This is a genomic window from Paenarthrobacter sp. NPDC090520 (assembly GCF_044769205.1).
In the GTDB taxonomy this organism is placed as follows: Bacteria; Actinomycetota; Actinomycetes; order Actinomycetales; family Micrococcaceae; genus Arthrobacter.
Genome location: NZ_JBIVXM010000007.1, coordinates 1 through 20,645, shown reverse-complemented (window position 1 = coordinate 20,645; position 20,645 = coordinate 1). Strand labels below are relative to the sequence as shown.

Below are 20,645 nucleotides of genomic sequence, written 5' to 3'. Positions count from 1 at the left end.
TTTCAGTTCGACGGCGGTGGGTCGGCTGGGGTGGGTCAGGCGAGACCTGCGAGACCAGCCAGGATACCGGCCAAGGTAGCCGAGGACGTTTCCTTGACCTCCAGCGAGACCGTTTCGCCTTCGACGCGCGGGGTCAGGACCTGCACGCCGGACGGACCCGTGTACACGGTGACGGTAGGGAATTCGTTGGTGTCCGTGTTGAAGGCCACCACGTTGCTGGCAGCCTCGGTGTCGGACAAAGCCTTGGAGGCATACTCCTCAAATGCTGGTTCGGTGTAGGACCCGGGCTCTGAGTCGCGTTGCGCAGCGCCCTTGGGATCCACGAACTCTGCCAGCCGGGGGACCAACTGGTCGCGGGAGACCACCGTGAAGCCGTGCAGGCCGCCCTCGTCCACTTCCTCGATCAGGACGCCTTCGTCGTGCACATAGCCGTACAGCCAGCGCTTGCCCGTGGACACCGTTCGCTCCACCGAGACCACGCTGTTGCCGCTGCGGCGCAGGGTTAGGGCACCGGTGATTTCTTCCGTTGCGTGCAGGCGCGTGGGTTCTGCCTCACCCTCGAAAATCACGGGGTAGACCAGTTCCTTGGCCAGCAGCCCGCGAAGGGCCACTGCGCACAGGAGTTCCTTGCTGGCATCCTGCGAGGAAAGCCACGGAAGCGCCACGATCTGCTCGTGCTGAACGCCGTCCAGGGCTACCACTTCTTCGTCGGTCAGCGTGGGCAGCGCGGCGCCGGCGGCGCTGGCCGAACCCAGGACTTTGGCTGCGGCTTCAATGTCCCGCGCAGTCCATTTCATGGTGTTGGTGGTCATCCGAATATCCCTCCGACAAAGTTTCCAACTGACTTGGCGGCATTACTGACCCCGTCAGCCACCTTACTGCCTACGTCCTTGGCGAAGTTGCCCACTTCCCTGGCACCGTCGGCGATGTAGCTGCCCGGATTGCGTGCAAAGTTGGTGATGGAATCCCAGTTGTCCGCCACGAGGTTGCCCAATGCCCACGCCCCGGCCACGATGCCTGCCCCGATCACGATCGGGGCGCCGATCGGGCCCAGCATCGCTGCGCCGCCTGCTGTCATGAGCATGATGCTGCCCACGCCGCCCACCACGGACAAGCCACCTGCCACCCGGTCGCCCGTACCCCGCCAGCCGTCGTGTTCGGGGTTGATCATGTCGCTGATGCCGCCCACGATGTTCAGCGGCGCAGCCAACGCGCCGGCCACCCGGAGGCCCTTGGAGAACTTGCTCGCGTCCTGGAAGGCCTGGCTGTAGGGAATGTTGGCTTTGAGGTCCGTGATGACGTCGGTGATCTTCTCGCCATTGCGCAGCGCGGTCAGGGCGTCCTTCACCGCTGTTCCGCCGGCCCGCCAGTTGGTGAGGACTTCCCGCGTCTTGGCGAAGTCCTGCCAGCCGAGCTTGCCCAGCTTGTAGGCCGCCCAGAGCTGGGAGCCGAGGTCCTTGACGCCCATTCCGGTGTCGTAAACGTCCTTGATGACGCCCACTGAGCTGCGGGAGCCGTCGTTGTGGCTCGCGAACTCCTGCTGGTTGGCGTTCTTCTTCAACAGGCTTGCGTTGTCCCGCAGCATGCTGGCCGCCTTGACCAGGCTCTGCCGGTGCTGGCTGTTCCAGTCGTTCTTGAACATGGTGGCATCGCGGCCTTGCCAGGCGTTGGCCGAATTGATGGCGTTGGACAGTTGTGCGCTTTGCGTGGTGATCGCGTCTGCAGCCTTGCCCATCACCCCGGCCAGACTGCGAAGCTGTGCGATGTCCGCACCGTAGAACCCAGCCATGTGCAACCCCTTTTGCATGAGTGGTGTGTGAGTCGAAAAACCTCGTCCAAGCCTAGGCGCACCGGGACACCACCGCGATGGGGAGCGGTGCCCATCAAAGCAACGCGAGGTCACTTGAGGCTCGTGTCGAGGTTCCGAAGGGGCCTCAAGTGACCCCGCGTTGCTTAAAGCACGACGGCGGGTGGTGCGGTTCCCAGGGGATTGCACCACCCGCCGTCGTCATCCAACTGAGTCGCATTAGTGCGCGTTTTCAGCCTTCAAAACGCGCTCAGCTGCGACTTAGTTCGGGAAGGATCAGTGGCCTTCTGCAGTGAAACGCTTGATGGAAGCTTCCAGCTCGGCTTCGGCAGCCGCGCGGTCGCCCCAGCCCTCGGCCTTGACCCACTTGCCCGGTTCCAGGTCCTTGTAGCGGGTGAAGAAGTGCTCGATTTCCTTGATCAGGAATTCGCTGACATCGCTGACTTCCTGGATGTGGTCGAAGCGGGCGTCCACGGGAACGCAGAGGACCTTGGCGTCTCCGCCGCCGTCGTCGGTCATGTTGAAAACGCCGATGGGGCGGGACTCAACAATGACGCCCGGGTGGAGGTCGAAGTCCTGCAGGAGCACCAATGCGTCCAGCGGGTCGCCGTCTTCGCCCAGGGTGTTCTCGAAGAAGCCGTAGTGCGTGGGGTACTGCATGGAAGTGAACAGGACGCGGTCCAGGCGGACACGGCCGGTTTCGTGGTCAACTTCGTACTTGACGCGCGATCCCTTGGGAATCTCGATGGTCACGTCGTGCTTCATGGAATGCTCCTTGAACGGGGTCTGGGTGGGGCTAGGCTCCGCCCGGAAACGGAGGCCGCCAGAGCTGGCGGTTCCACAGGCGGTCTGCTTAGCCCAAGGCTGGCGGCAGGCGAAAGTACAGCCGACGCCGCCGACTACTATTGAGGATATAGCGAGACACCCGGGTTTCTTGAACCGGCGGGGACATTTCAGGACTGACAGGACCAAGCAACTTCCATGATGGGCATTAAAAACGGGGATGCCCGCGCTGGGCTGTCCGCGGCCTGGGGGCGCCTGAAATGGCCGTTGCTCTTGGCCGCCGTTTTGCTCTGCGCCGTAGCCGTGGTGGTGGCCGGGATGGTCCCCGGGCTGCTGGCCCCCAAGCCTTCGCCGTCCCTTCCTTCCTGGCAACAGTCGCCAAGCGCCTTGTCCGGTTCCAGCGCGGTCCAGCCCCTCGACGCCAACGCGCCCATGCCCGTACAGGCCGACGTTGCAAAACTCCTGGAAGAGACACTCAAGCCGTCAGGTTCCGGTTCCATCACCGGTGTTGTGCTCGATGCCGCCACGGGCAAGGTACTTTTCGACCGGAACGCTGCCGCCAACCGGATCCCCGCGTCGAACATGAAGCTGCTCACCGCCGTCGCCGCGTTGAAGGCCCTGGGTCCGGAAACCCGTTTCGCTACCCGCGTGCTCGGTACGGACGATCCCCACGCAGTGGTCCTCACCGGGGGAGGGGATGTGCTCCTGGGCGGCGGTGCTTCCGATCCCTCCGCTGTGCTGGGCCACGCCGGGCTGGCTACTTTGGCGACGGACACCGCTGCCTCCCTGAAAAGCGCCGGTATCAAAGGTCCCGTGACCGTGCAGGTGGACGATACCTTGTTCTCCGGCGCCCCCTTGAACCCGGCCTGGAGCCTTGGCGACGTCGCCGCCGGGGAGACTGCGCCCCTGTACTCCCTGGCCCTGAACTCCGGCCGCTACTCGCCGACCACCACTACTGGACCCCGTCCGCAGGATTCCGCGGTGACCACCGCCCAAGCCTTCGCCGAGCAATTGGCCGCTGCTGGCGTCGAGGTGGGTTCCGGCGTCGAACGCGGCAAGGGCCTCCCCGCCAAACTGCTGGCCAGCGCCGAATCCGCCACGGTCAGCGAGCAGGTGGACCACATGCTCCAAACCTCGGACAACTTCCTTGCGGAAGCGCTGGGACGGCTCACGGCTGCCGCTTCGGGCCAGAAAGCGACGTACGACGGCGCCACAGCGGCCGTGCGGCAGAGGCTGGGGGAGTTGGGAATCGCCACGGATTCCATGGAGTTGGCCGATGTTTCCGGCCTCGCGCTGGAGAACCAGGTCAGCGCACGACAGTTTGCTGAGGTGGTCCGCGCCATCACCAGCGGGCCCGATCTTTCGCTGCGGGCGGCGTTGGATGGTTTCCCCGTCGCCGGACTCACCGGCACCCTCGATGACAGGTACGTGGATCCGAGTACCGCCCAGGGCGCAGGGCTGGTCCGGGCCAAGACCGGGACGCTCAACACCGTGATCGCCCTGAGTGGCTACGTGGTGGATGCGGATGGACGGCTCCTGGTGTTCTCCTTCATTGGCAACGGCCTGGAGCCGGGCGCGGCGGGAAACAAGGTAGCCATGGACCGTTCGGCTTCGGTCCTCGCTGCCTGCGGATGCCGCGGCTGAAGCTCAGCGCGGAGCGAACTTAAGGGCGCACTGTCAGTTACGTGTGATGTGATGGACCGTATGGTGACATCCGCCCGAGATTCGTCAGCAGGGGCTTCGTCCCTGATCAATTGGGACCTTGCCGCGGCCACTGCTGCCCGGCTGGCTCCTCCCGGCCCGGCGCTCAGTGCTGCGGAGATCGGCAAAGCCGTGGAGAACCTGCGTTTCAACGCGGACATCTCTGTCCCGCATGTCCATGACATCACCGGGCTCGAGGCCGCCAAGGACCTCCGCGATTCGCACGTCCTGGTGGTTGACCGGGCCTCGTGGTCCAAGGCCAACACCCAAAGCTTCTCCGTCATGCTGCAACCGGCGCTGCAGAAGCTCCTTGAGAGCCGCAGCGGAATTTCCATGTCTCCGGCGGCAGCCAGCGCCAGCGGTGCCATTACGGGAAGCCAGCTCGGAGCAATCCTTGCTTTCCTGTCCAGCAAGGTCCTGGGCCAATACGATCCCTTCGCCGCGCTCGCTCCGGGCTCGAACGTTCCGCCGGGCGGCCGGCTCATGCTGGTTGCACCCAACATCATCTCCGTGGAACGTGAGCTGAACGTCCACCCGGACGACTTCCGGCTCTGGGTCTGCCTGCACGAGCAAACGCACCGGGTTCAGTTCGCCGCGGCACCCTGGCTCCGGCACCACATGCTGGACCAGATCGAGAACCTCAGCGGCCACTTGCTCGGCAACATGGATTCCCTGGTTGAACGTGCCAGTGCCGTGGCCAAGTCCCTGAAGGACCGAACCGCATCGGGCAATGTCCCCGGCCGCGGAGCCATTCTCGACCTCCTCCAAGACCCAGAGGAGAAAGCCGCCCTTTCCCACATCACCGCCGTCATGAGCCTGCTCGAAGGCCACGCGAACGTGGTGATGGACGCCGTGGATTCGAGCATCGTGCCCTCGGTCAGGACCATTCGCCAGCGCTTCAACGATCGCGGCAAGGACCGCGGGATCGTGGAGAAGTTCATCCGCAACATCCTCGGGCTCGACGCCAAGATGCGCCAGTACACCGATGGCGCCAAGTTCGTCCGCGGCGTGGTGGCGGTGGCTGGCATGGATGGCTTCAACAAGGTGTGGGATTCGGCAGAGAACCTGCCCACGGAAGAGGAAATCCACGATTCCAAGCTTTGGCTCGAGCGGATGGGGCTTTGAGCGGTTCGCTCCCTGACGCCTCGGGCTCCGGTGCCGCGGCAGGTGGCGCCTTGGGACCTGGCGGTTCGCCCGGCCCTGCCGCCGCGGCAGGTGGCGCCTCGGGATCTGGCGGTTCGCACGGCCCTGCCGCCGCGGCAGGTGGCGCCTTGGTGGATACGGCCTCCGGAAAAGGCCGACGCCGGCCTGGCCGTTTGGCGCCGGTCGTTGGCAAAGCACGGAAACACTTGCAGAACGCCTTGGCCGCTGCCGGCTACCCATCACGGGTGCTGGTGGCTTGCAGTGGCGGACCGGATTCCTTGGCTTTGGCTGCTGTTGCCGCGTACTTTGCCCGCCGGGGCCACGTGGATGGGCGTCCGATTTCCGTCGCGGGCGTGGTGGTGGACCATCAGCTGCAGCCCGGCTCGGCCGAAGTAGCTGCTGAGGCTGCCTCAGTTCTCCGCGAGCTCGGCATTTCACCCGTGGAGGTGCGGACGGTGACCGTGGCTTCCACTGGCTTCGGCCCGGAAGCTGCGGCCCGGGATGCCCGGCACGCAGCACTCGAAGCCGCGGCCGATGACCTTGGCTCCGAAGCGATCCTCTTGGGCCACACGCTGGATGACCAGGCTGAGCAGGTCCTGCTGGGCTTGGCCCGTGGTTCCGGCACCCGGTCCCTGGCCGGTATGCGGCCGGCGCGGGAGCGTTTGCTCCGCCCGTTCCTTGGCCTGCGGCGTTCCGAGACCCTGGAAATCTGCGACGTGGAAGAGCTTTCTCCGTGGCACGATCCCAGCAATGCCGATCCGTCTTTCGCCAGGTCCCGGACCCGGGTTGAGGTCATGCCGGTGCTGGAAGAGAAGCTCGGACCCGGCGTCGCCGAATCCCTGGCCCGGACCGCGGCCATCCTCCAGCAGGATGCCGACTTCCTGGAGGACCTGGCCCAGCAGACCTACCTCTCTCTCGTGAACCGGACGCCGGACGGAGCTTGGTTGCCTGAGGACGCCGTCCGGGACCTTGCCCCGGCGCTGAGGTTCCGCGTCATTGCCAAGGCGGCGGCCGACGTCGGCGGTCAACAACCCGGTTACGGGCGCCTCCAGGCCGCGGAAGCGCTGCTCCGGAGGCGTGGTTCGGCAGGTCCGGTGGAGCTGCCCGGCCATGTCAGCGTCTACCGCCTTTCACTGAGCGATTTGGAGCAGGATCGGGGCGCTGCGCCAAGTGATCCGGCACCGATCGGTCCCCGCGAGGCCGCGCGCTGTGGGAAGCTTGTATTCCGGCATCAGAAATCGGCCCAACAGTAGCCGCACCCCGAGCATCAAACAGGAGCCATTGGTGGATTCAAACGACGTCCAGGCAGACCTCAAGCACGTTCTTTACACCAAAGAGCAAATCCAGACGCGCATCGCCGAACTGGCAGCGCAGATCGACAAGGACTACGAGGGCCGCGAACTGCTGATCGTCGGTGTCCTCAAGGGTGCCGTGATGGTCATGGCGGACCTCGCCCGTGCACTGCACAGCCACGTCAGCATGGACTGGATGGCTGTGTCGTCCTACGGTTCGGGCACCCAGTCCTCCGGCGTGGTCCGTATCCTCAAGGACCTGGACACCGACCTCATGGGCAAGGACGTCCTGATTGTCGAGGACATCATCGACTCCGGCCTTACACTCTCCTGGCTCAAGTCCAACCTGGAATCCCGCGGGACCGCCAGCGTGGAGATCTGCACCGCCTTCCGCAAGCCGACCGCTGCCAAGGTGGAAATCGACGTCAAGTACGTCGGGTATGACATCCCCAACGAGTTCGTGGTGGGCTACGGCCTGGACTACGCCGAGAAGTACCGGAACCTGGACTTCGTGGGCACCCTGGCCCCGCACGTTTACGAGTAGGTCGAACTTCCGCAGCAGCACGCTGTCCCGCCGCACCCGTTTCCGCTCAGCGCACCCGTAACACCGGGTGCGCTCGGCGCGAAAGGGTGCGGCGGGTGTGTTTAACGGGTGCGCTGGGCGCGAGGTGGTGCGGCAGGTGTGCGCGTGATTCCGCCGCGTACCCTCTTACGACGTGACGCCTTGTTTTCGGTGAACCCCCGTCGGGCGGTACTCCTGATTCTGCGACGCACCCATTTCCGCCCGAGGCACCCGTCCCACCGGGTGCGCTCGGCGCGAAAGGGTGCGGCGGGTGTGCTTAACGGGTGCGTTCGGCGCGAAAGGGTGCGGCGGGTGTGCTTAACGGGTGCGTTCGGCGCGTGTGGGTGCGGCAATGCGCGTGATTCCGGCACGCATCCTTTTACGACGTGAGGTACGCCTGATTCTGCGACGCACCCATTTCCGCCCGAGGCACCCGTCCCACCGGGTGCGCTTGGCGCGAAAGGGTGCGGCGGGTGTGCTTAACGGGTGCGTTCGGCGCGTGTGGGTGCGGCGTGTGTGTCGAAGGTGCCCCGGGTAGCTCATCGTCCGGGGCGAACTGGGACCAGGCCTCCGTCGGTCAGGATCTTGGCGAATGCGGCAGGGTTCATCATCTCGGCCCAATCCCAGCGAATGACGGTTAATCCGAGTGCACGCAGGGCGTTCTCCCGTGCTTTCTCTTCCATGACCACTTGTTGAATGGTCTTACCGCCCCGAAGTCGGTTTCGCGGGTACTTTCCCTGGCCATCGAATTCACCCACGAGATCGAGTTCGGGCCACCAAAAATCCGTTCGTGCGGTCTTTCCACTCTTTAGCGCGAAGGACGCTTGCAGCCGCGGCAAGGGAAATCTCTGCAGGATCATCTTTGCCCGGCTCATTGACTCGCCAACGGATTCCGACTGAGGATCGGAGAATTCGATTATTTTGGCCGCACGCTGTTGTCTGGACGACGAGCCAAGGGAGGATGCAGCGTCTTGCAGGATCCTCTCCTCAAGCGTGATGCCCCACGGGACGTCCTTGTCCCAATCCGAAGCTTTGCCCGTGGAAACCTTGGGCGGCTCGCGACGGCTGGAGTCAACCACAGCCAGTGCTTCGGCAAACCTCAGGGTCCCTGCCAGTTCGATGGTGGTCCGGGCCTTATCCGTAACCTGAAATCCGCCGAGTTCGCACACACCGTGATCGACGGTTCCGAGGATTCGTTGAACTCCGTGCTTGGACCGCCCGCCACGAGGATCGTTCGTGACCGTCTGCAATTTGTCTGGAACTCCGACCACACCCAAACCCCACAGCAAAGCGGCCGTTTTCATTGCGAAGACGGGTCTTTTCTGGCTGCTCTGGACCAAAGCTGCAGCGAGGAGACCGTGCTTTTGAGGTTCGCTTAGGGCGGACCAGAGCTGAGCCGGCACGTAGGCTCCCCGACGCACACGGACGAGCTCTCCCCGTTGGGCCCGCTTGGCAAGAAGTCGCGGGTCTTGCCCGATCCGGGTGGCGTCGGAGCTCATGATCAAGGTGGAAAAATGCATGACATCAACGATGCGGACCTGTGCGGAACTTGGAACAGGCGCTTTCGGTCGTATGTGGACAAGGGTGTGCCGCAGGAGACATTGAAAGTCGCACCCGCTTGCGCCCCACGCACCCCTTCTGCAGGGTTGGCGCATCCCTTTCCGCTTCACGCACCCGAGCTCTGGGGTGCGCCGGGCGTGAACGGGTGCGCGAGGGTTTGCGGGTGTGGGGGGTGGGGTGCGCCGGGCGTGAACGGGTGCGCCGGACGCGTGCGGGTGTGGTGGGTGGGGTGCGTCGGGCGCGTGTGGGTGTGGGGGTGGGGGTGCGTGGGGCGTGAACGGGTGCGCCGGGCGCGTGTGGGTGTGGGGGTCGGGTGCGCGGGGCGTGAATGGGTGCGCGGCGGGCCAGTAGCGGCCTGCGCCCCTGTACGCCCAGAGGGAACTTTTGCGCATTCCAGTGCGTGAATTACTGGGTACGGTGTATAGCTAGAAACTGAAGCAGCACCACTCGCGCGCAGAAGTTGCGCCTTGCAGCACTACCAGGAGGGACGGGGCGCAACCCCGATCAGATGAAAGCTAAGAATTTCTTCAAGGGCCCGGGCATCTGGATTGTTGTCGTCGTCGGCTTGCTCCTGGTGGCGTTCGCAACGTTGGCTCCCGGTGGCTCTACGAGGATCGACACCAAAGAAGGCCTGGATCTCCTTTCCCAGAGCGGCAAGGTGGAACAGGCAAAGATCTTCGATGCGGAGAACCGCGTTGATCTGGTGCTCAAGGACAACCTGAACATTGATGGACAGGACAAGGGCAAGAACGTCCAGTTCTTCTACGTCACGGACCGTGGCCCGGACGTCGTCAAGGCCGTAACCAACGCCAACCCGGAAAAGGGCTTCACTGACCAGCCTGTTGAGAACAACTGGTTCTCCGGCCTGTTCTCGTTGCTGATTCCGGTGCTGCTGCTCGGTGTGCTTTTCTGGTTCCTCCTTTCCCGCATGCAGGGTGGCGGCTCCAAGGTGATGCAGTTCGGCAAGTCCAAGGCCAAGCTGGTCAACAAGGACATGCCGCAGGTGACCTTCGCTGACGTTGCAGGTGCAGACGAGGCCGTGGAAGAGCTCCAGGAAATCAAGGAATTCCTCCAGGAGCCGGCCAAGTTCCAGGCAGTTGGCGCCAAGATCCCCAAGGGCGTGCTGCTTTACGGCCCTCCAGGTACCGGCAAGACCCTCCTGGCCCGCGCTGTGGCAGGCGAGGCCGGCGTCCCCTTCTTCTCCATCTCCGGCTCGGACTTCGTTGAAATGTTCGTCGGTGTTGGTGCTTCCCGTGTCCGTGACTTGTTCGAGCAGGCCAAGGCCAGCTCCCCGGCCATCATCTTCGTGGACGAGATCGACGCCGTTGGCCGTCACCGTGGTGCCGGCATCGGCGGCGGCAATGACGAACGTGAGCAGACGCTGAACCAGCTGCTGGTGGAGATGGATGGCTTTGACGTCAAGACCAACGTCATCCTGATCGCCGCAACCAACCGTCCGGATGTCCTGGACCCCGCACTGCTTCGCCCGGGCCGCTTCGACCGCCAGGTCACTGTGGAAGCTCCGGACCTTGTTGGCCGCGAGCAGATCCTGAACGTCCACGCCAAGGGCAAGCCAATGGCCCCGGGCATTGATTTGAAGGCTGTTGCCAAGAAGACCCCCGGTTACACGGGTGCGGACCTGGCCAACGTCCTCAACGAAGCCGCACTGCTGACGGCACGCTCCAACGCCAACCTCATTGATGACCGTGCATTGGATGAGGCCATCGACCGCGTCATGGCAGGCCCGCAGAAGCGCAGCCGTGTCATGAAGGAACTTGAGCGCAAGATCACTGCCTACCACGAAGGTGGGCACGCCCTGGTTGCCGCAGCACTGCGCAACTCGGCCCCGGTCACCAAGATCACCATCCTCCCGCGTGGCCGCGCCCTCGGGTACACCATGGTGGTGCCCGAGGATGACAAGTACTCGGTGACCCGCAACGAACTGCTGGACCAGATGGCGTACGCCATGGGTGGCCGCGTTGCCGAGGAAATTGTGTTCCACGATCCCTCGACGGGCGCCTCGAATGACATCGAGAAGGCCACCGGGACCGCCCGCAAGATGGTTACCCAGTACGGCATGAGCGAACGCGTCGGTGCCGTGAAGCTGGGCCAGGGTGGCGGCGAGCCGTTCCTGGGCCGTGACGCCGCACAGGAGCGCAACTTCTCCGACCAGATCGCCTACGTGGTGGATGAGGAAGTGCGCAGGCTCATCGACCAGGCACATGACGAGGCCTACGCCATCCTCACCGAAAACCGCGACATCCTGGACCGGCTGGCGCTGGAACTGCTCGAGCGTGAAACCCTGAACCAAGCCGAAATTGCTGACATCTTCCGTGATGTCCGCAAGCGCGACTTCCGCGAGATCTGGCTGTCCAAGGAATCCCGTCCGGTGCAGACCATTCCGCCGGTGGAAAGCCGCGCCGAAAAGGCCGAACGCGAAGCCCAGGAGGAAGCCAAGAAGGCCCGCCTGGACGAGCCGCTGGACTCCGTCGCCCCGCACGCCCAAGGCGTCAGCAGCCAGGACAACTTCCAGGCACCGGGACCCGACGGCGGCAACGACTCCCCGCTTCACGGCTAAGCTTTCTGCTGTGACTCATTTCGACGACGACGACCTCGCCGCCGCCCACGGCTCAGCCGGCGACTCCAAGGGAAGCCACAAAGTGGACCGCCCCCGCATCGAAGCAGCGGTTCGTGAAATCCTGCTGGCCATCGGTGAAGACCCCGATCGCGGAGGCTTGCAGGACACGCCCAAGCGCGTGGCCAAGGCGTATGCCGAGGTTTTTGCCGGCCTCCACCAGAACCCTGTGGATGTCCTGTCCACCACGTTCGATCTCGACCATGAAGAGCTTGTCCTGGTGAAGGACATTCCCTTCTATTCGACCTGCGAACACCACCTGGTTCCGTTCCACGGCGTCGCGCATGTTGGTTACATTCCGTCACATGACGGCAAAGTGACCGGCCTCAGCAAGCTTGCGCGGCTCGTGGACATCTACGCGCGCCGCCCCCAGGTGCAGGAGCGCCTCACCACGCAGATCGTTGAGGCGCTCGTGAAGCACCTCAACCCCCGCGGGGCGATTGCCGTGGTGGAATGCGAACACATGTGCATGTCCATGCGCGGCATCCGCAAACCAGGCGCCAAGACCGTCACCAGTGCGGTGCGCGGTCAACTCCATGACCCGGCCACCCGCGCCGAGGCCATGAGCCTCATACTCGGAAGGTAAAGCTATATATGGATTCCCTCGCTGCAGCACCCGGAACCGGCCCGGCCACAAGCCCCCTGCCGGTTCTTCGCAAGCCGCGACCCGCGGCCAGGTTCCAGGACCTGCCAACGGACCGGACCCTCGTTATGGGAATCCTCAACGTCACCCCGGATTCCTTCAGCGACGGCGGCACGCACCGCACGCCTGACACGGCGATCGCCCTGGGCTTGCGGATGTTTTACGCTGGCGCCGACATCATCGACGTCGGTGGCGAATCGACGCGGTCCGGCGCAGAGCCGGTGGACCCCGAAGAGGAACAGCGCCGCGTGCTCCCCGTCATCCAGGCTTTGGTCAAGGCGGGTGCGCTGGTCAGCATCGACACCATGCACACCTCCACGGCAGCAGCTGCTGTCGAAGCCGGAGCCGCGATCATCAACGATGTTTCAGGCCTCACCATCGAGGACGGCATGCCGGAACTGGTGGCACGCACCAAGGTTCCGTACATCCTGACCCACCGGCGCGGCGATGCCCAAACCATGGACAGCCTCGCTGACTATGAGGACGTCACCGAGGAAGTCGTGGCTGAGCTGAAGGGCGTCCGCGACAAGCTGTACGCGGCCGGCGTTGCCCCGGAGCAGATCATTGTTGACCCGGGCGTGGGCTTCTCCAAGAACGAGGACCAGAACTGGGAGATCCTCAAGAACCTCGACAGTTTGTTTGAGCTTGGCCACAAGGTGATGGTTGCCGCTTCCCGCAAGCGCTTCCTTGGCTCCCTCCTGACTGTTTCCGGCAAGGCCGCGGCACCGCAGGAGCGGGACGCCGCCACTGCCGCCATTACCGCCTTGAGTGCCGCGAAGGGTGCTTGGGCTGTCCGCGTTCACGACGTCGGCCCCAGCCTTGACGCCGTCAAGGTCGCCGCCCGGATCGCCCGCTGATCGGAGGCGCTGTGGACAGGATCACGCTGACCGGCATCACCGCCGTCGGCTATCACGGGGTGTTCGATTTCGAGCGCCGCGATGGCCAGCCGTTCGTCGTGGATGCCGTGCTGCACACGGATTTCACGAAGACCGCCGAGACAGATGACCTGCAGTACACGGCGCATTACGGCGAAGTCGCTGAACTGATCACCTCGTACATCGAGGGCGAGCCCTTGAACCTGATCGAAGCCCTCTCCGTGAGGATCGCCGAGGGCATCCTGGCCAATTACCGGACCCTTGCCGCCGTCGACGTTACGGTCCACAAGCCCAAGGCTCCCATCGAGGTTCCCTTCGGCGACGTGACGGTCAGTGTGCACCGGGAGCGGACATGAGCGCCGGGTACACCAAGGTGATCCTGGCACTCGGCAGCAACCTGGGGGAGCGAAACGACACCCTGACCACCGCCGTCGCGGATTTGGTGGATCCGGCGGAGGTGCGCCTCCTCGGGGTTTCCCCTGTGGTGCAGACCAAGGCTGTTGGCGGTCCGGAGGGCCAGCCTGACTTCCTGAACATGGTCATGGCCATCGAAACCACCCTTGCGCCGTCGGAGCTCCTGGAGCACTGCCATGCGGTGGAGCAGAAGCATCTCCGGACCCGCGAAGTCCGCTGGGGTCCCAGGACGCTGGACGTGGACATCATTGTGTATGGAAACGTGCAGAGCGACGATCCCGTCCTCACCATCCCGCACCCCCGGGCCGCCGAGCGGGCCTTCGTCCTGTACCCGTGGTCCCTCCTGGAACCGAACGCACAGCTGGGCGGCAAGAGCGTGGCCGAGCTGGCCGCTGTCGCCGCCGACATGCCGGACATCCGCCGCTTCGACGGCTACGGCGACGTTGCCGGTGTGCCTGCCACGGGAGCTGTTGAGTAGCCCATGAAAGCCATGCGTCCGTGGGTCCTGGTGATTATCGCCGTCGTATCCGCCTTGATCGGTTGGTTGGCCACGACGGTGACCAACCGTGTCAGCATGCCCACACCGGTTCTGCCCGTCTCAGCGCTGGCCACCATGGGCGTAATTGCCTTGCTGACCCTGGTGATGGGCATCCGCGTGCTGCGGTGGCGCAACGGCAAGAAGAAGACCATGCTGGACCCCATCATGGCGGCCCGGACACTCGTCCTTGCACAGGCCTGCGCGTACGCGGGGACGTTGCTCCTTGGCTGGCACGCCGGGATTTCCCTTGACCTCCTGCGGATCGGCACCCTGCGAAGCGGTGAGGGCATCCTCTGGAACGCCCTCCTGATGGGCGGCGGCGGAGTGGTGATGATCATCGTCGGGCTGGTGGTGGAGCGGTTCTGCCGCATCCCGCCGGAGGACTTCGAGGGCGGTACCGCCGGGGGACCGGAGAAGCGGCGCGGCGAAACAAAAGGTGAAGGCGAATATGCATACCGAGGCGATTGATCCGCCGGGCGTCCAGTGGCTGCGCGTTTCGCCGAAGTACGTCACCGTGCGACTGGTGGAGTGGGCCGTGGGCAACCTGGTGATGGTGGCGATCCTGAGCCTTCCCCTGGTATTCGTGCAGTTGGGCTGGTGGCGTTGGCCCCCGCTGTGGCTCGCGATCGCGGTCCCTGCCTTCATGCTGGTTCTGGCCTTGTGGCGGCTGGTGCTCATTCCCCGCCAGGTCCGGGCGATCGGTTATGCGGAACGCGACGATGACCTGCTGATCCGTCGCGGCATCTTCTTCCAGCGCACCATGGTGGTGCCGTATGGCCGCATGCAGTACGTGGACGTCGCGGTGGGGCCCGTGGAACGCAGCCTGGGGCTGTGCACCCTGAAACTCCACACCGCTTCCGCTGGAACCAACGCCCACCTGCCTGGACTGCCGGCCTCTGAGGGCGCGCGGTTGCGCGAGCAGCTTTCCGCCCGTGGAGAAGCCAGGCTGGCCGGGCTGTGAGCCCGGAAGTGAGCCTTCCGGGAAAAGCGGTCGACGGCGATTGGCGGCGCGTGCATCCTGCCTCGCCGTTCGTGCGGGGGTGGGTAGCGCTGGCCGCGGTGCTTTACTTCTTCGGTCGCGACGCTTTCGAGCGCGTACTCCAGGGCCGCGATTTCCTTGATCCACACCTCAACGGACGGGTCTTCTGGTTGTTGGTGGGCGGCGGGGTGCTGCTGCTTCTTGCCGTCGGCGGTTTCATCCTTAGTTGGTACTTCACCCGCTACCAGGTGGCCGAGGGCTATGTCCGCGTGAATACGGGCTGGCTGTTCAAGCAGCAGCGCCAGGCCCGGCTGGACCGCGTCCAGGCGATCGACATTGTGCAGCCGCTTTTGGCGCGGATCTTCGGCCTCGCCGAGCTCAAGTTCGAAGTGGCCGACGCCGGTGAATCGGCGGTGCGCCTGGCTTACCTTCCCTTGGCGCAGGCCAAGCAACTGCGGGCGGCGATCCTTGCGCGTGCCGCCGGTGTGGTGACCGGACAGGAGACCATCGAGGAGATCCCGGAGGCGCCCGAGCAGCGCGTCCTGTCCGTTCCGCCGTCGCGGTTGATTGGATCGTTGCTCTTGAGCGAACAGACCGTGGGCATCCTGCTGGCCGCAGCTGCTTCGGTTGCCATCTCCGTGTACACCGAGAACAACGCGATCTTCTTTGCCCTGATCCCGGCCATTCTGGGTATCGGCGCAGCCTACTGGAGTTCCTTCAACAAGGGGTACAACTTCACTGCGGCCATTTCCCCGGACGGCATCCGGCTGCGCTATGGCCTCCTGGACACGCAGGCCCAAACCGTCCCGCCCGGCCGGATCCAGGCGCTCAAGATCACGCAGTCTCCCTTGTGGCGGCTCTTCGGGTGGTACCGGATGCACGTCAATGTTGCAGGGTATGGAGGTACGCCCGGCAACGAGAATGCTGCGCGGACCACGCTGCTGCCGGTCGGATTGAAGTCCGATGTCATGGTGATGCTCTCGCTTGTCCTCCCGGATCCGGGCGTTGACGATCCCCAGGGTGTCTTCACTGCCGGACTGGAAGGCTTGGCGCCGGTGTCCGGCGGCAACGATGGCTTCACGACGACCCCCCGGCGAGCACGTCTCTTGGCCCCCCTTGGCTGGCGCCGCAACGGATTCCTGGCAACACGCACTGCGCTGCTGCTCCGTTCCGGCCGCTGGTGGCACGCCTTGGTGCTCGTTCCGCACCAACGCACCCAGTCCATGGCGCTGCAGCAAGGACCGTTGGCGCGCCGGTTCGGGGTGACCGACTTGGTCCTGCACACCACGGCCGGGCCCGTGGCGCCACGCCTCTACCAAGCTGATGTGGCGCAGGCTGTGCAACTCTTCGACCAGCAGGCCGCGCGTGCCAGGGAAGCCAGGAAGCGGCAAACCTCCGAGCAGTGGCTCGCCCAGGTGTCCTTCCAGCCGCACGCCCCAACCCAGCCACCCGCCGTCCAACCCAACACCAACCAGGAGGATCCCCATCATGGCTAGGCCAGGACGACTCGGAGTCGGGATCATCGGCGCCGGCAAAGTGGGCGCCGTCCTGGGTGCGGCTTTGCGCGCGGCCGAGCACGCCGTCGTCGGGGTTTCGGCTGTATCAGAGGCGAGCCGGGAGCGGGCCGAAAGCCTTCTGCCAGGCGTTCCGATCCTGGAGATCCAGGACATCGTGGAGCGGTCCGAGTTGGTGCTGCTCGCTGTCCCGGACGACGCCCTCGGCGACCTTGTTGAGGGGCTGGCGAAACTCGGAGCCTGGCAGCCAGGCCAACTGGTGGCGCATACCTCAGGACGTTTCGGCGTCGGAATCCTTCAACCCGTGCGTGCGGCGGGCGCGATCCCGCTGGCGATGCACCCGGCCATGACCTTCACCGGCATGAGCCTGGACCTGACCAGGCTCATGGATTGCACCTTCGGCGTCACCGCGGACGCGGCCATGCTGCCGATTGCGCAGGCCTTGGTGGTGGAAATGGGCGCGGAGCCGGTGGTTGTTGCGGAGGCGGACCGCACGCTCTACCACACGGCCCTGGCCCACAGTTCGAACCACATGGTCACCCTGGTTGCGCAGGCCTCGCAGCTGTTGCGGGAGATCGGCGTCGAAACCCCGGAGTCGATGCTGGGCCCGCTGCTCCGCGCAACCCTGGAGAACGCCCTTGCCTCCGGTGAGTCGGCACTGACCGGGCCCGTAGCCCGGGGCGACGTGGGCACCGTTTCGGCTCACGCCCAGGCGCTGATGGAGTACGACGGCGGTGCCGGCGGCGACGTCCTCGCTGCCTACCAAGCCATGGCGAAGGCCACTGCGCGGCGGGCGGAGAACCGCGGGCTGCTGCGGCCGGATCAACTGCAGGAGATCAACGAGGCCCTGGACAATGGGACAGAACCCTTCAACGGGAACTCGTCGCCGGAAGGAAACTGAACAGCATGGCCATCAAACTCGTCACCACGGCGGCGGAACTCCGCTCAGAGAGCGCGCGGCTCCTCGCTGAAAAGGGCGGATCGTCGCAGGGCCTGGTGCCCACCATGGGGGCATTGCACTCCGGGCATGCGGCCTTGGCACGGACAGCCGTGGCCGAAAACGACGTTGTTGTTGCCACGATCTTCGTGAACCCGCTGCAGTTCGGCGACGCCGTGGACCTCGACCGCTACCCCCGCACGCTCGAAGCGGACCTCGCCCTCTTGGAGGCGGAAGGTGTTGACCTGGTGTTCGCGCCCACCGTGGAGGAGGTCTACCCCGGGGGGCAGCCGCTGGTGCGGGTCACTTCGGGTCCGCTCGGCGAAAAATGGGAGGGCGCTTCCCGCCCCGGCCACTTCGATGGTGCCCTGACCGTGGTTGCGAAACTGCTGCACTACGGCCTGCCGGGAGGAGCGGCAGCGGACGGCACGACGGCGGCCTACCGCGCCTATTTCGGGCAGAAGGATGCACAACAGTTGGCCCTGGTGAAGAGGATGGTGGCTGACCTGAATTTCCCCGTGGACATTGTGCCTGTGCCGATCGTCCGCAGCGAAGACGGACTTGCCCTGTCCAGCCGCAACCGCTTCCTCTCCGACAAGGAGCGCGAAGCGGCGCTCGTGTTGTCGCGGGCGTTGCGCCTGATCGAGTCCCGCGCGAACGCGCACCAACCCCTGGACCTGGACTCCGCCGTCGAACTCGTGCAGTCCCAGCCACTGGTGGAACTGGACTACTTCGACGTGGTGGACCCCATCACCCTTGAGCCGCTTGCCGAAAACTGCAAGGAGACTCCTTTCCGCGGCGAAGGCCTGGCGATCATCGCGGCGAAGGTCGGTCCCGTGCGTTTGATTGACAACGCACCACTGGATTCCTGACGTTTGGATTTTCTGCTGACGGGAATGGTGGAGGAGTTTAGACTGTTCCTGTCTTCACCGGCGCTGAACGCCGGAAACCAAATCTCAAGCCAAGGGAATTCCCATGTCTACCGACGTCACGTCCGGCGCCTCCGGCGATCCCGTTTCCGGCGCTACCGGTGCTGTTTCCGGCGCAGCTGCTCCTGAGCAGACGCCGGGCCCGCAGGTGTCCGGCAAGATGTCCCGCGAGTCCGTCACGGTCATCGTCACCCTGCTGGTTGCCACGTTCGTGGTGATCCTCAACGAGACCATCATGAACGTCGCGCTCCAGCGGCTCATGACGGACCTCCGGGTGGATGCGCCCACGGTCCAATGGCTGGCCACCGGGTTCATGTTGACCATGGCCGTGGTCATCCCCACCACCGGCTTCATCCTGCAGCGGTTGAGCACCCGGGCCTCGTTCATGCTGGCCATGGGCTTGTTCAGCGGCGGTACGTTGCTGGCTGCCCTTGCTCCGGGATTCACCGTGCTTCTGCTAGCCCGCATTGTCCAGGCCGGCGGAACGGCCATTATGCTGCCGCTGCTCATGACCACCATCCTCACGCTGGTGCCCATGTCCCGCCGCGGAGCCGTGATGGGCAATGTCAGCATCGCCATCTCGGTTGCCCCCGCCATGGGACCCACGGTCTCCGGCATCATCCTGGACCACTTCTCCTGGCGCTTCATGTTCGTGTTCGTGCTGCCCGTGGCTCTGGCCGCGTTGGCCATCGGCGCGAAGTTCCTCACCAACGTTGGGGAACGCGGCAAGACCACCCTTGACCTTGGTTCCGTCGTTCTGACAGTCCCCGCGTTCGGCGGCCTGGTGTACGGTCTGAGCCAGATCGGTGGAGCCAACGCGGGAATCGTGCCGGTTATCGCCTTGGTTGTGGGCGTCGTGTGCCTGGCGCTGTTCGTGTTCCGGCAGCTCACGCTCCAGAAGTCCGACGCTCCGTTGCTGGACCTCCGGGCCTTCAACTACCGCATGTTCACGGTGTCCACGCTGCTCATGGTCGTGGCCATGATGGCCCTGTTCGGCGGAGTGATCCTGCTGCCCCTGTACCTGCAGAACACGCTGCACCTGCAGCCCATGGAGACCGGGTTGGCTCTCCTCCCGGGTGGTTTGGCGATGGGCCTGCTGGGTCCCGTGATTGGTCGGATCTTCGACAAGGTGGGTCCGCTGCCGCTCACGGTGTCCGGCTCGATTCTCATGGTCCTGACGCTGTGGCAGTTCTCCCGTTTGGACGATCACAGCGCCCTCGGCTGGGTCATTGCCCTGCATGTTGTGCTTAGCCTGGGCCTGGCATTGCTGTTCACCCCGGCGTTTACCACCGGCCTGAACCCCCTGCCTCCGCACCTGTACTCGCACGGCTCGGCGATCATGAGCACGGCCCAGCAGGTATCCGGTGCAGCAGGTACCGCGCTGCTGGTCTCCATCTTCGCCGTGGTTTCGGCGTCGTCCGGGCTGGTTGCCGGCATGCAGGCAGCGTTCTTCGCCGCGACGATCATTGCCGTGGTAGCCGTGGTGCTCGGCGCCATGATGCGCCGGACGGAAGGTGCTGGCCACGGAGGTCACTGAGCATCTGTGTTGATGTGAATCCGGGATTCTTCTGAGCTCCGTTCGTCGCGAAGGCCGGCACCCCGTGTGGGTGCCGGCCTTTCGCGTACCTGCCGTTCCCCTTTGGGACGCTCTCTCACCGAATCGCCCGTTTTGGGTGTCGCTCTCTCACCGAACCGCCCTTTCCGCCGGATGCTCTCTCATTGAATCGCCTGTTTTGGGTGTCGCTTTCTCGCTGGCCCGTTGTTTCGGTGTCTATCTGGGTTCGACGGCGGGTGTTGGGTTGGGTGCTGTGGTGGGTGGTTGGTGGTGGTTCGGTTGTGTGATGGGGTTCACGGGGTGTGGATTTGTGTGTGGGGTGGGGGGTGTGTAAAGTTATTCGAGTTGCCGCCGCTGATGCGGAAATGATGGCGACATTCTCCCTTTCAAATGGCCGGTTTCCGGTGGTGCTTTGGTGTGCTGCTGGGTGTTGGTGGGAGTTCGGGCTGGTTTGCTTTGTGCGGCCGGTTCGGGTAAGTTTGAAAAGTTGCTCCGGAGCGATCTGGTGGCCTGTGTGGTTGCTGGTGGTGCTGGTTAGTGTCTGTTGTTTGAGAACTCAATAGTGTGCCAAGTTTGTTGATACCGATTGTTTTATTGATTGGTTGAAATTATTTGCTGGACCGCCGTGCACCCCCGTGTGTGGTGGTTTGGTTTTCAGCTGGTTTCAGATTTGCAGCTGCTTCTTGCCGTGATTTCCGGTGGGGGTGGTTGTGTTTCGTTTTTTGTTTTTGAACGGAGAGTTTGATCCTGGCTCAGGATGAACGCTGGCGGCGTGCTT

Annotated in this window: 19 protein-coding genes; 15 read left to right on the top strand and 4 right to left on the bottom strand. The window is 64.4% G+C overall.

Going from position 1 to position 20,645, the window contains the following annotated elements:
* Nucleotides 1-35: 35 nt before the first annotated feature.
* The 3 genes from ACIQTZ_RS10420 to ACIQTZ_RS10410 all read right to left on the bottom strand — a co-directional run bounded on the left by ACIQTZ_RS10420 (nt 36) and on the right by ACIQTZ_RS10410 (nt 2,572).
* Nucleotides 36-812 (bottom strand): hypothetical protein, encoded by a 777-nt coding sequence (locus tag ACIQTZ_RS10420; protein WP_402980159.1) that lies wholly within the window; start codon nt 810-812, stop codon nt 36-38.
* Nucleotides 809-1,789, bottom strand: a complete 981-nt coding sequence (locus ACIQTZ_RS10415) for a hypothetical protein (protein WP_402980156.1) — start codon at nt 1,787-1,789, stop codon at nt 809-811. The genes ACIQTZ_RS10420 and ACIQTZ_RS10415 overlap by 4 nt, the downstream gene beginning before the upstream one ends.
* Nucleotides 1,790-2,083: 294 nt before the next feature.
* A complete protein-coding gene (locus ACIQTZ_RS10410; protein ID WP_400272775.1) occupies nt 2,084-2,572 on the bottom strand; it encodes an inorganic diphosphatase in 489 nt (162 codons plus the stop codon).
* A gap of 219 nt (nt 2,573-2,791) precedes the next feature.
* Between ACIQTZ_RS10410 and dacB the strand changes: the two genes are divergently transcribed.
* From dacB to hpt, 4 genes are all read left to right on the top strand, one after another.
* Nucleotides 2,792-4,234, top strand: coding sequence for a D-alanyl-D-alanine carboxypeptidase/D-alanyl-D-alanine-endopeptidase (dacB, locus tag ACIQTZ_RS10405; RefSeq protein ID WP_402980545.1), 1,443 nt, complete (start codon nt 2,792-2,794; stop codon nt 4,232-4,234).
* A 60-nt stretch (nt 4,235-4,294) separates the two neighbouring features.
* Nucleotides 4,295-5,416, top strand: a complete 1,122-nt coding sequence (locus ACIQTZ_RS10400; RefSeq protein ID WP_402980154.1) for a zinc-dependent metalloprotease — start codon at nt 4,295-4,297, stop codon at nt 5,414-5,416.
* A 224-nt stretch (nt 5,417-5,640) separates the two neighbouring features.
* Nucleotides 5,641-6,687, top strand: coding sequence for a tRNA lysidine(34) synthetase TilS (gene tilS, locus ACIQTZ_RS10395; protein WP_402980542.1), 1,047 nt, complete (start codon nt 5,641-5,643; stop codon nt 6,685-6,687).
* Nucleotides 6,688-6,718: 31 nt separating this feature from the next.
* Entirely contained in the window at nt 6,719-7,270 is a 552-nt protein-coding gene (gene hpt, locus ACIQTZ_RS10390; RefSeq protein ID WP_216924216.1) for a hypoxanthine phosphoribosyltransferase, read from the top strand.
* A gap of 557 nt (nt 7,271-7,827) precedes the next feature.
* On the opposite strand, the gene ACIQTZ_RS10385 is transcribed toward hpt, so the two are convergent.
* The gene (locus tag ACIQTZ_RS10385) at nt 7,828-8,592 is read right to left on the bottom strand and encodes a hypothetical protein (RefSeq protein WP_402980151.1); all 765 of its coding nucleotides are present in this window, start codon (nt 8,590-8,592) and stop codon (nt 7,828-7,830) included.
* Between the two features lie 764 nt (nt 8,593-9,356).
* On the opposite strand from ACIQTZ_RS10385, the gene ftsH reads away from it, so the two are divergent.
* The 11 genes from ftsH to ACIQTZ_RS10330 all read left to right on the top strand — a co-directional run bounded on the left by ftsH (nt 9,357) and on the right by ACIQTZ_RS10330 (nt 19,849).
* Nucleotides 9,357-11,426: an ATP-dependent zinc metalloprotease FtsH gene (gene ftsH / locus ACIQTZ_RS10380; protein ID WP_402980148.1), complete on the top strand. Its 2,070-nt coding sequence runs from the start codon at nt 9,357-9,359 to the stop codon at nt 11,424-11,426.
* Between the two features lie 10 nt (nt 11,427-11,436).
* The gene (gene folE, locus ACIQTZ_RS10375) at nt 11,437-12,069 is read left to right on the top strand and encodes a GTP cyclohydrolase I FolE (protein ID WP_400337566.1); all 633 of its coding nucleotides are present in this window, start codon (nt 11,437-11,439) and stop codon (nt 12,067-12,069) included.
* 8 nt (nt 12,070-12,077) lie between these two features.
* Nucleotides 12,078-12,983, top strand: a complete 906-nt coding sequence (gene folP / locus ACIQTZ_RS10370; RefSeq protein WP_400337564.1) for a dihydropteroate synthase — start codon at nt 12,078-12,080, stop codon at nt 12,981-12,983.
* An 11-nt stretch (nt 12,984-12,994) separates the two neighbouring features.
* On the top strand, nt 12,995-13,357 hold the full coding sequence (gene folB / locus ACIQTZ_RS10365; protein WP_402980145.1) for a dihydroneopterin aldolase: 363 nt from the start codon (nt 12,995-12,997) through the stop codon (nt 13,355-13,357).
* On the top strand, nt 13,354-13,893 hold the full coding sequence (folK, locus tag ACIQTZ_RS10360) for a 2-amino-4-hydroxy-6-hydroxymethyldihydropteridine diphosphokinase (RefSeq protein WP_400337560.1): 540 nt from the start codon (nt 13,354-13,356) through the stop codon (nt 13,891-13,893). The genes folB and folK overlap by 4 nt, the downstream gene beginning before the upstream one ends.
* A gap of 3 nt (nt 13,894-13,896) precedes the next feature.
* Complete coding sequence (locus ACIQTZ_RS10355; protein ID WP_402949991.1) at nt 13,897-14,421, top strand: DUF3180 domain-containing protein; 525 nt, start codon at nt 13,897-13,899, stop codon at nt 14,419-14,421.
* Entirely contained in the window at nt 14,402-14,914 is a 513-nt protein-coding gene (locus ACIQTZ_RS10350) for a PH domain-containing protein (protein WP_402980142.1), read from the top strand. Before ACIQTZ_RS10355 ends, ACIQTZ_RS10350 begins: the two co-directional genes overlap by 20 nt.
* Nucleotides 14,911-16,428, top strand: coding sequence for a PH domain-containing protein (locus tag ACIQTZ_RS10345; protein WP_402980139.1), 1,518 nt, complete (start codon nt 14,911-14,913; stop codon nt 16,426-16,428). Before ACIQTZ_RS10350 ends, ACIQTZ_RS10345 begins: the two co-directional genes overlap by 4 nt.
* Nucleotides 16,421-17,347: a Rossmann-like and DUF2520 domain-containing protein gene (locus ACIQTZ_RS10340; RefSeq protein ID WP_402980136.1), complete on the top strand. Its 927-nt coding sequence runs from the start codon at nt 16,421-16,423 to the stop codon at nt 17,345-17,347. The genes ACIQTZ_RS10345 and ACIQTZ_RS10340 overlap by 8 nt, the downstream gene beginning before the upstream one ends.
* Before the next feature lie 5 nt (nt 17,348-17,352).
* Nucleotides 17,353-18,255, top strand: a complete 903-nt coding sequence (gene panC / locus ACIQTZ_RS10335) for a pantoate--beta-alanine ligase (RefSeq protein ID WP_402950002.1) — start codon at nt 17,353-17,355, stop codon at nt 18,253-18,255.
* A gap of 103 nt (nt 18,256-18,358) precedes the next feature.
* A complete protein-coding gene (locus tag ACIQTZ_RS10330) occupies nt 18,359-19,849 on the top strand; it encodes a DHA2 family efflux MFS transporter permease subunit (protein ID WP_400337549.1) in 1,491 nt (496 codons plus the stop codon).
* Nucleotides 19,850-20,645 lie beyond the last annotated feature (796 nt).

Excerpts from the sequence above, each read along its gene's own strand:
- ACIQTZ_RS10420 (WP_402980159.1), bottom strand. The coding sequence starts at position 812 with ATGACCACCAACACCATGAAATGGACTGCGCGGGACATTGAAGCCGCA.
- ACIQTZ_RS10415 (WP_402980156.1), bottom strand. The coding sequence starts at position 1,789 with ATGGCTGGGTTCTACGGTGCGGACATCGCACAGCTTCGCAGTCTGGCC.
- ACIQTZ_RS10410 (WP_400272775.1), bottom strand. The coding sequence starts at position 2,572 with ATGAAGCACGACGTGACCATCGAGATTCCCAAGGGATCGCGCGTCAAG.
- dacB (WP_402980545.1), top strand. The coding sequence starts at position 2,792 with ATGGGCATTAAAAACGGGGATGCCCGCGCTGGGCTGTCCGCGGCCTGG.
- ACIQTZ_RS10400 (WP_402980154.1), top strand. The coding sequence starts at position 4,295 with ATGGTGACATCCGCCCGAGATTCGTCAGCAGGGGCTTCGTCCCTGATC.
- ACIQTZ_RS10385 (WP_402980151.1), bottom strand. The coding sequence starts at position 8,592 with ATGAAAACGGCCGCTTTGCTGTGGGGTTTGGGTGTGGTCGGAGTTCCA.
- ftsH (WP_402980148.1), top strand. The coding sequence starts at position 9,357 with ATGAAAGCTAAGAATTTCTTCAAGGGCCCGGGCATCTGGATTGTTGTC.
- folP (WP_400337564.1), top strand. The coding sequence starts at position 12,078 with ATGGATTCCCTCGCTGCAGCACCCGGAACCGGCCCGGCCACAAGCCCC.
- folK (WP_400337560.1), top strand. The coding sequence starts at position 13,354 with ATGAGCGCCGGGTACACCAAGGTGATCCTGGCACTCGGCAGCAACCTG.
- ACIQTZ_RS10355 (WP_402949991.1), top strand. The coding sequence starts at position 13,897 with ATGAAAGCCATGCGTCCGTGGGTCCTGGTGATTATCGCCGTCGTATCC.
- ACIQTZ_RS10350 (WP_402980142.1), top strand. The coding sequence starts at position 14,402 with ATGCATACCGAGGCGATTGATCCGCCGGGCGTCCAGTGGCTGCGCGTT.
- ACIQTZ_RS10340 (WP_402980136.1), top strand. The coding sequence starts at position 16,421 with ATGGCTAGGCCAGGACGACTCGGAGTCGGGATCATCGGCGCCGGCAAA.
- panC (WP_402950002.1), top strand. The coding sequence starts at position 17,353 with ATGGCCATCAAACTCGTCACCACGGCGGCGGAACTCCGCTCAGAGAGC.
- ACIQTZ_RS10330 (WP_400337549.1), top strand. The coding sequence starts at position 18,359 with ATGTCTACCGACGTCACGTCCGGCGCCTCCGGCGATCCCGTTTCCGGC.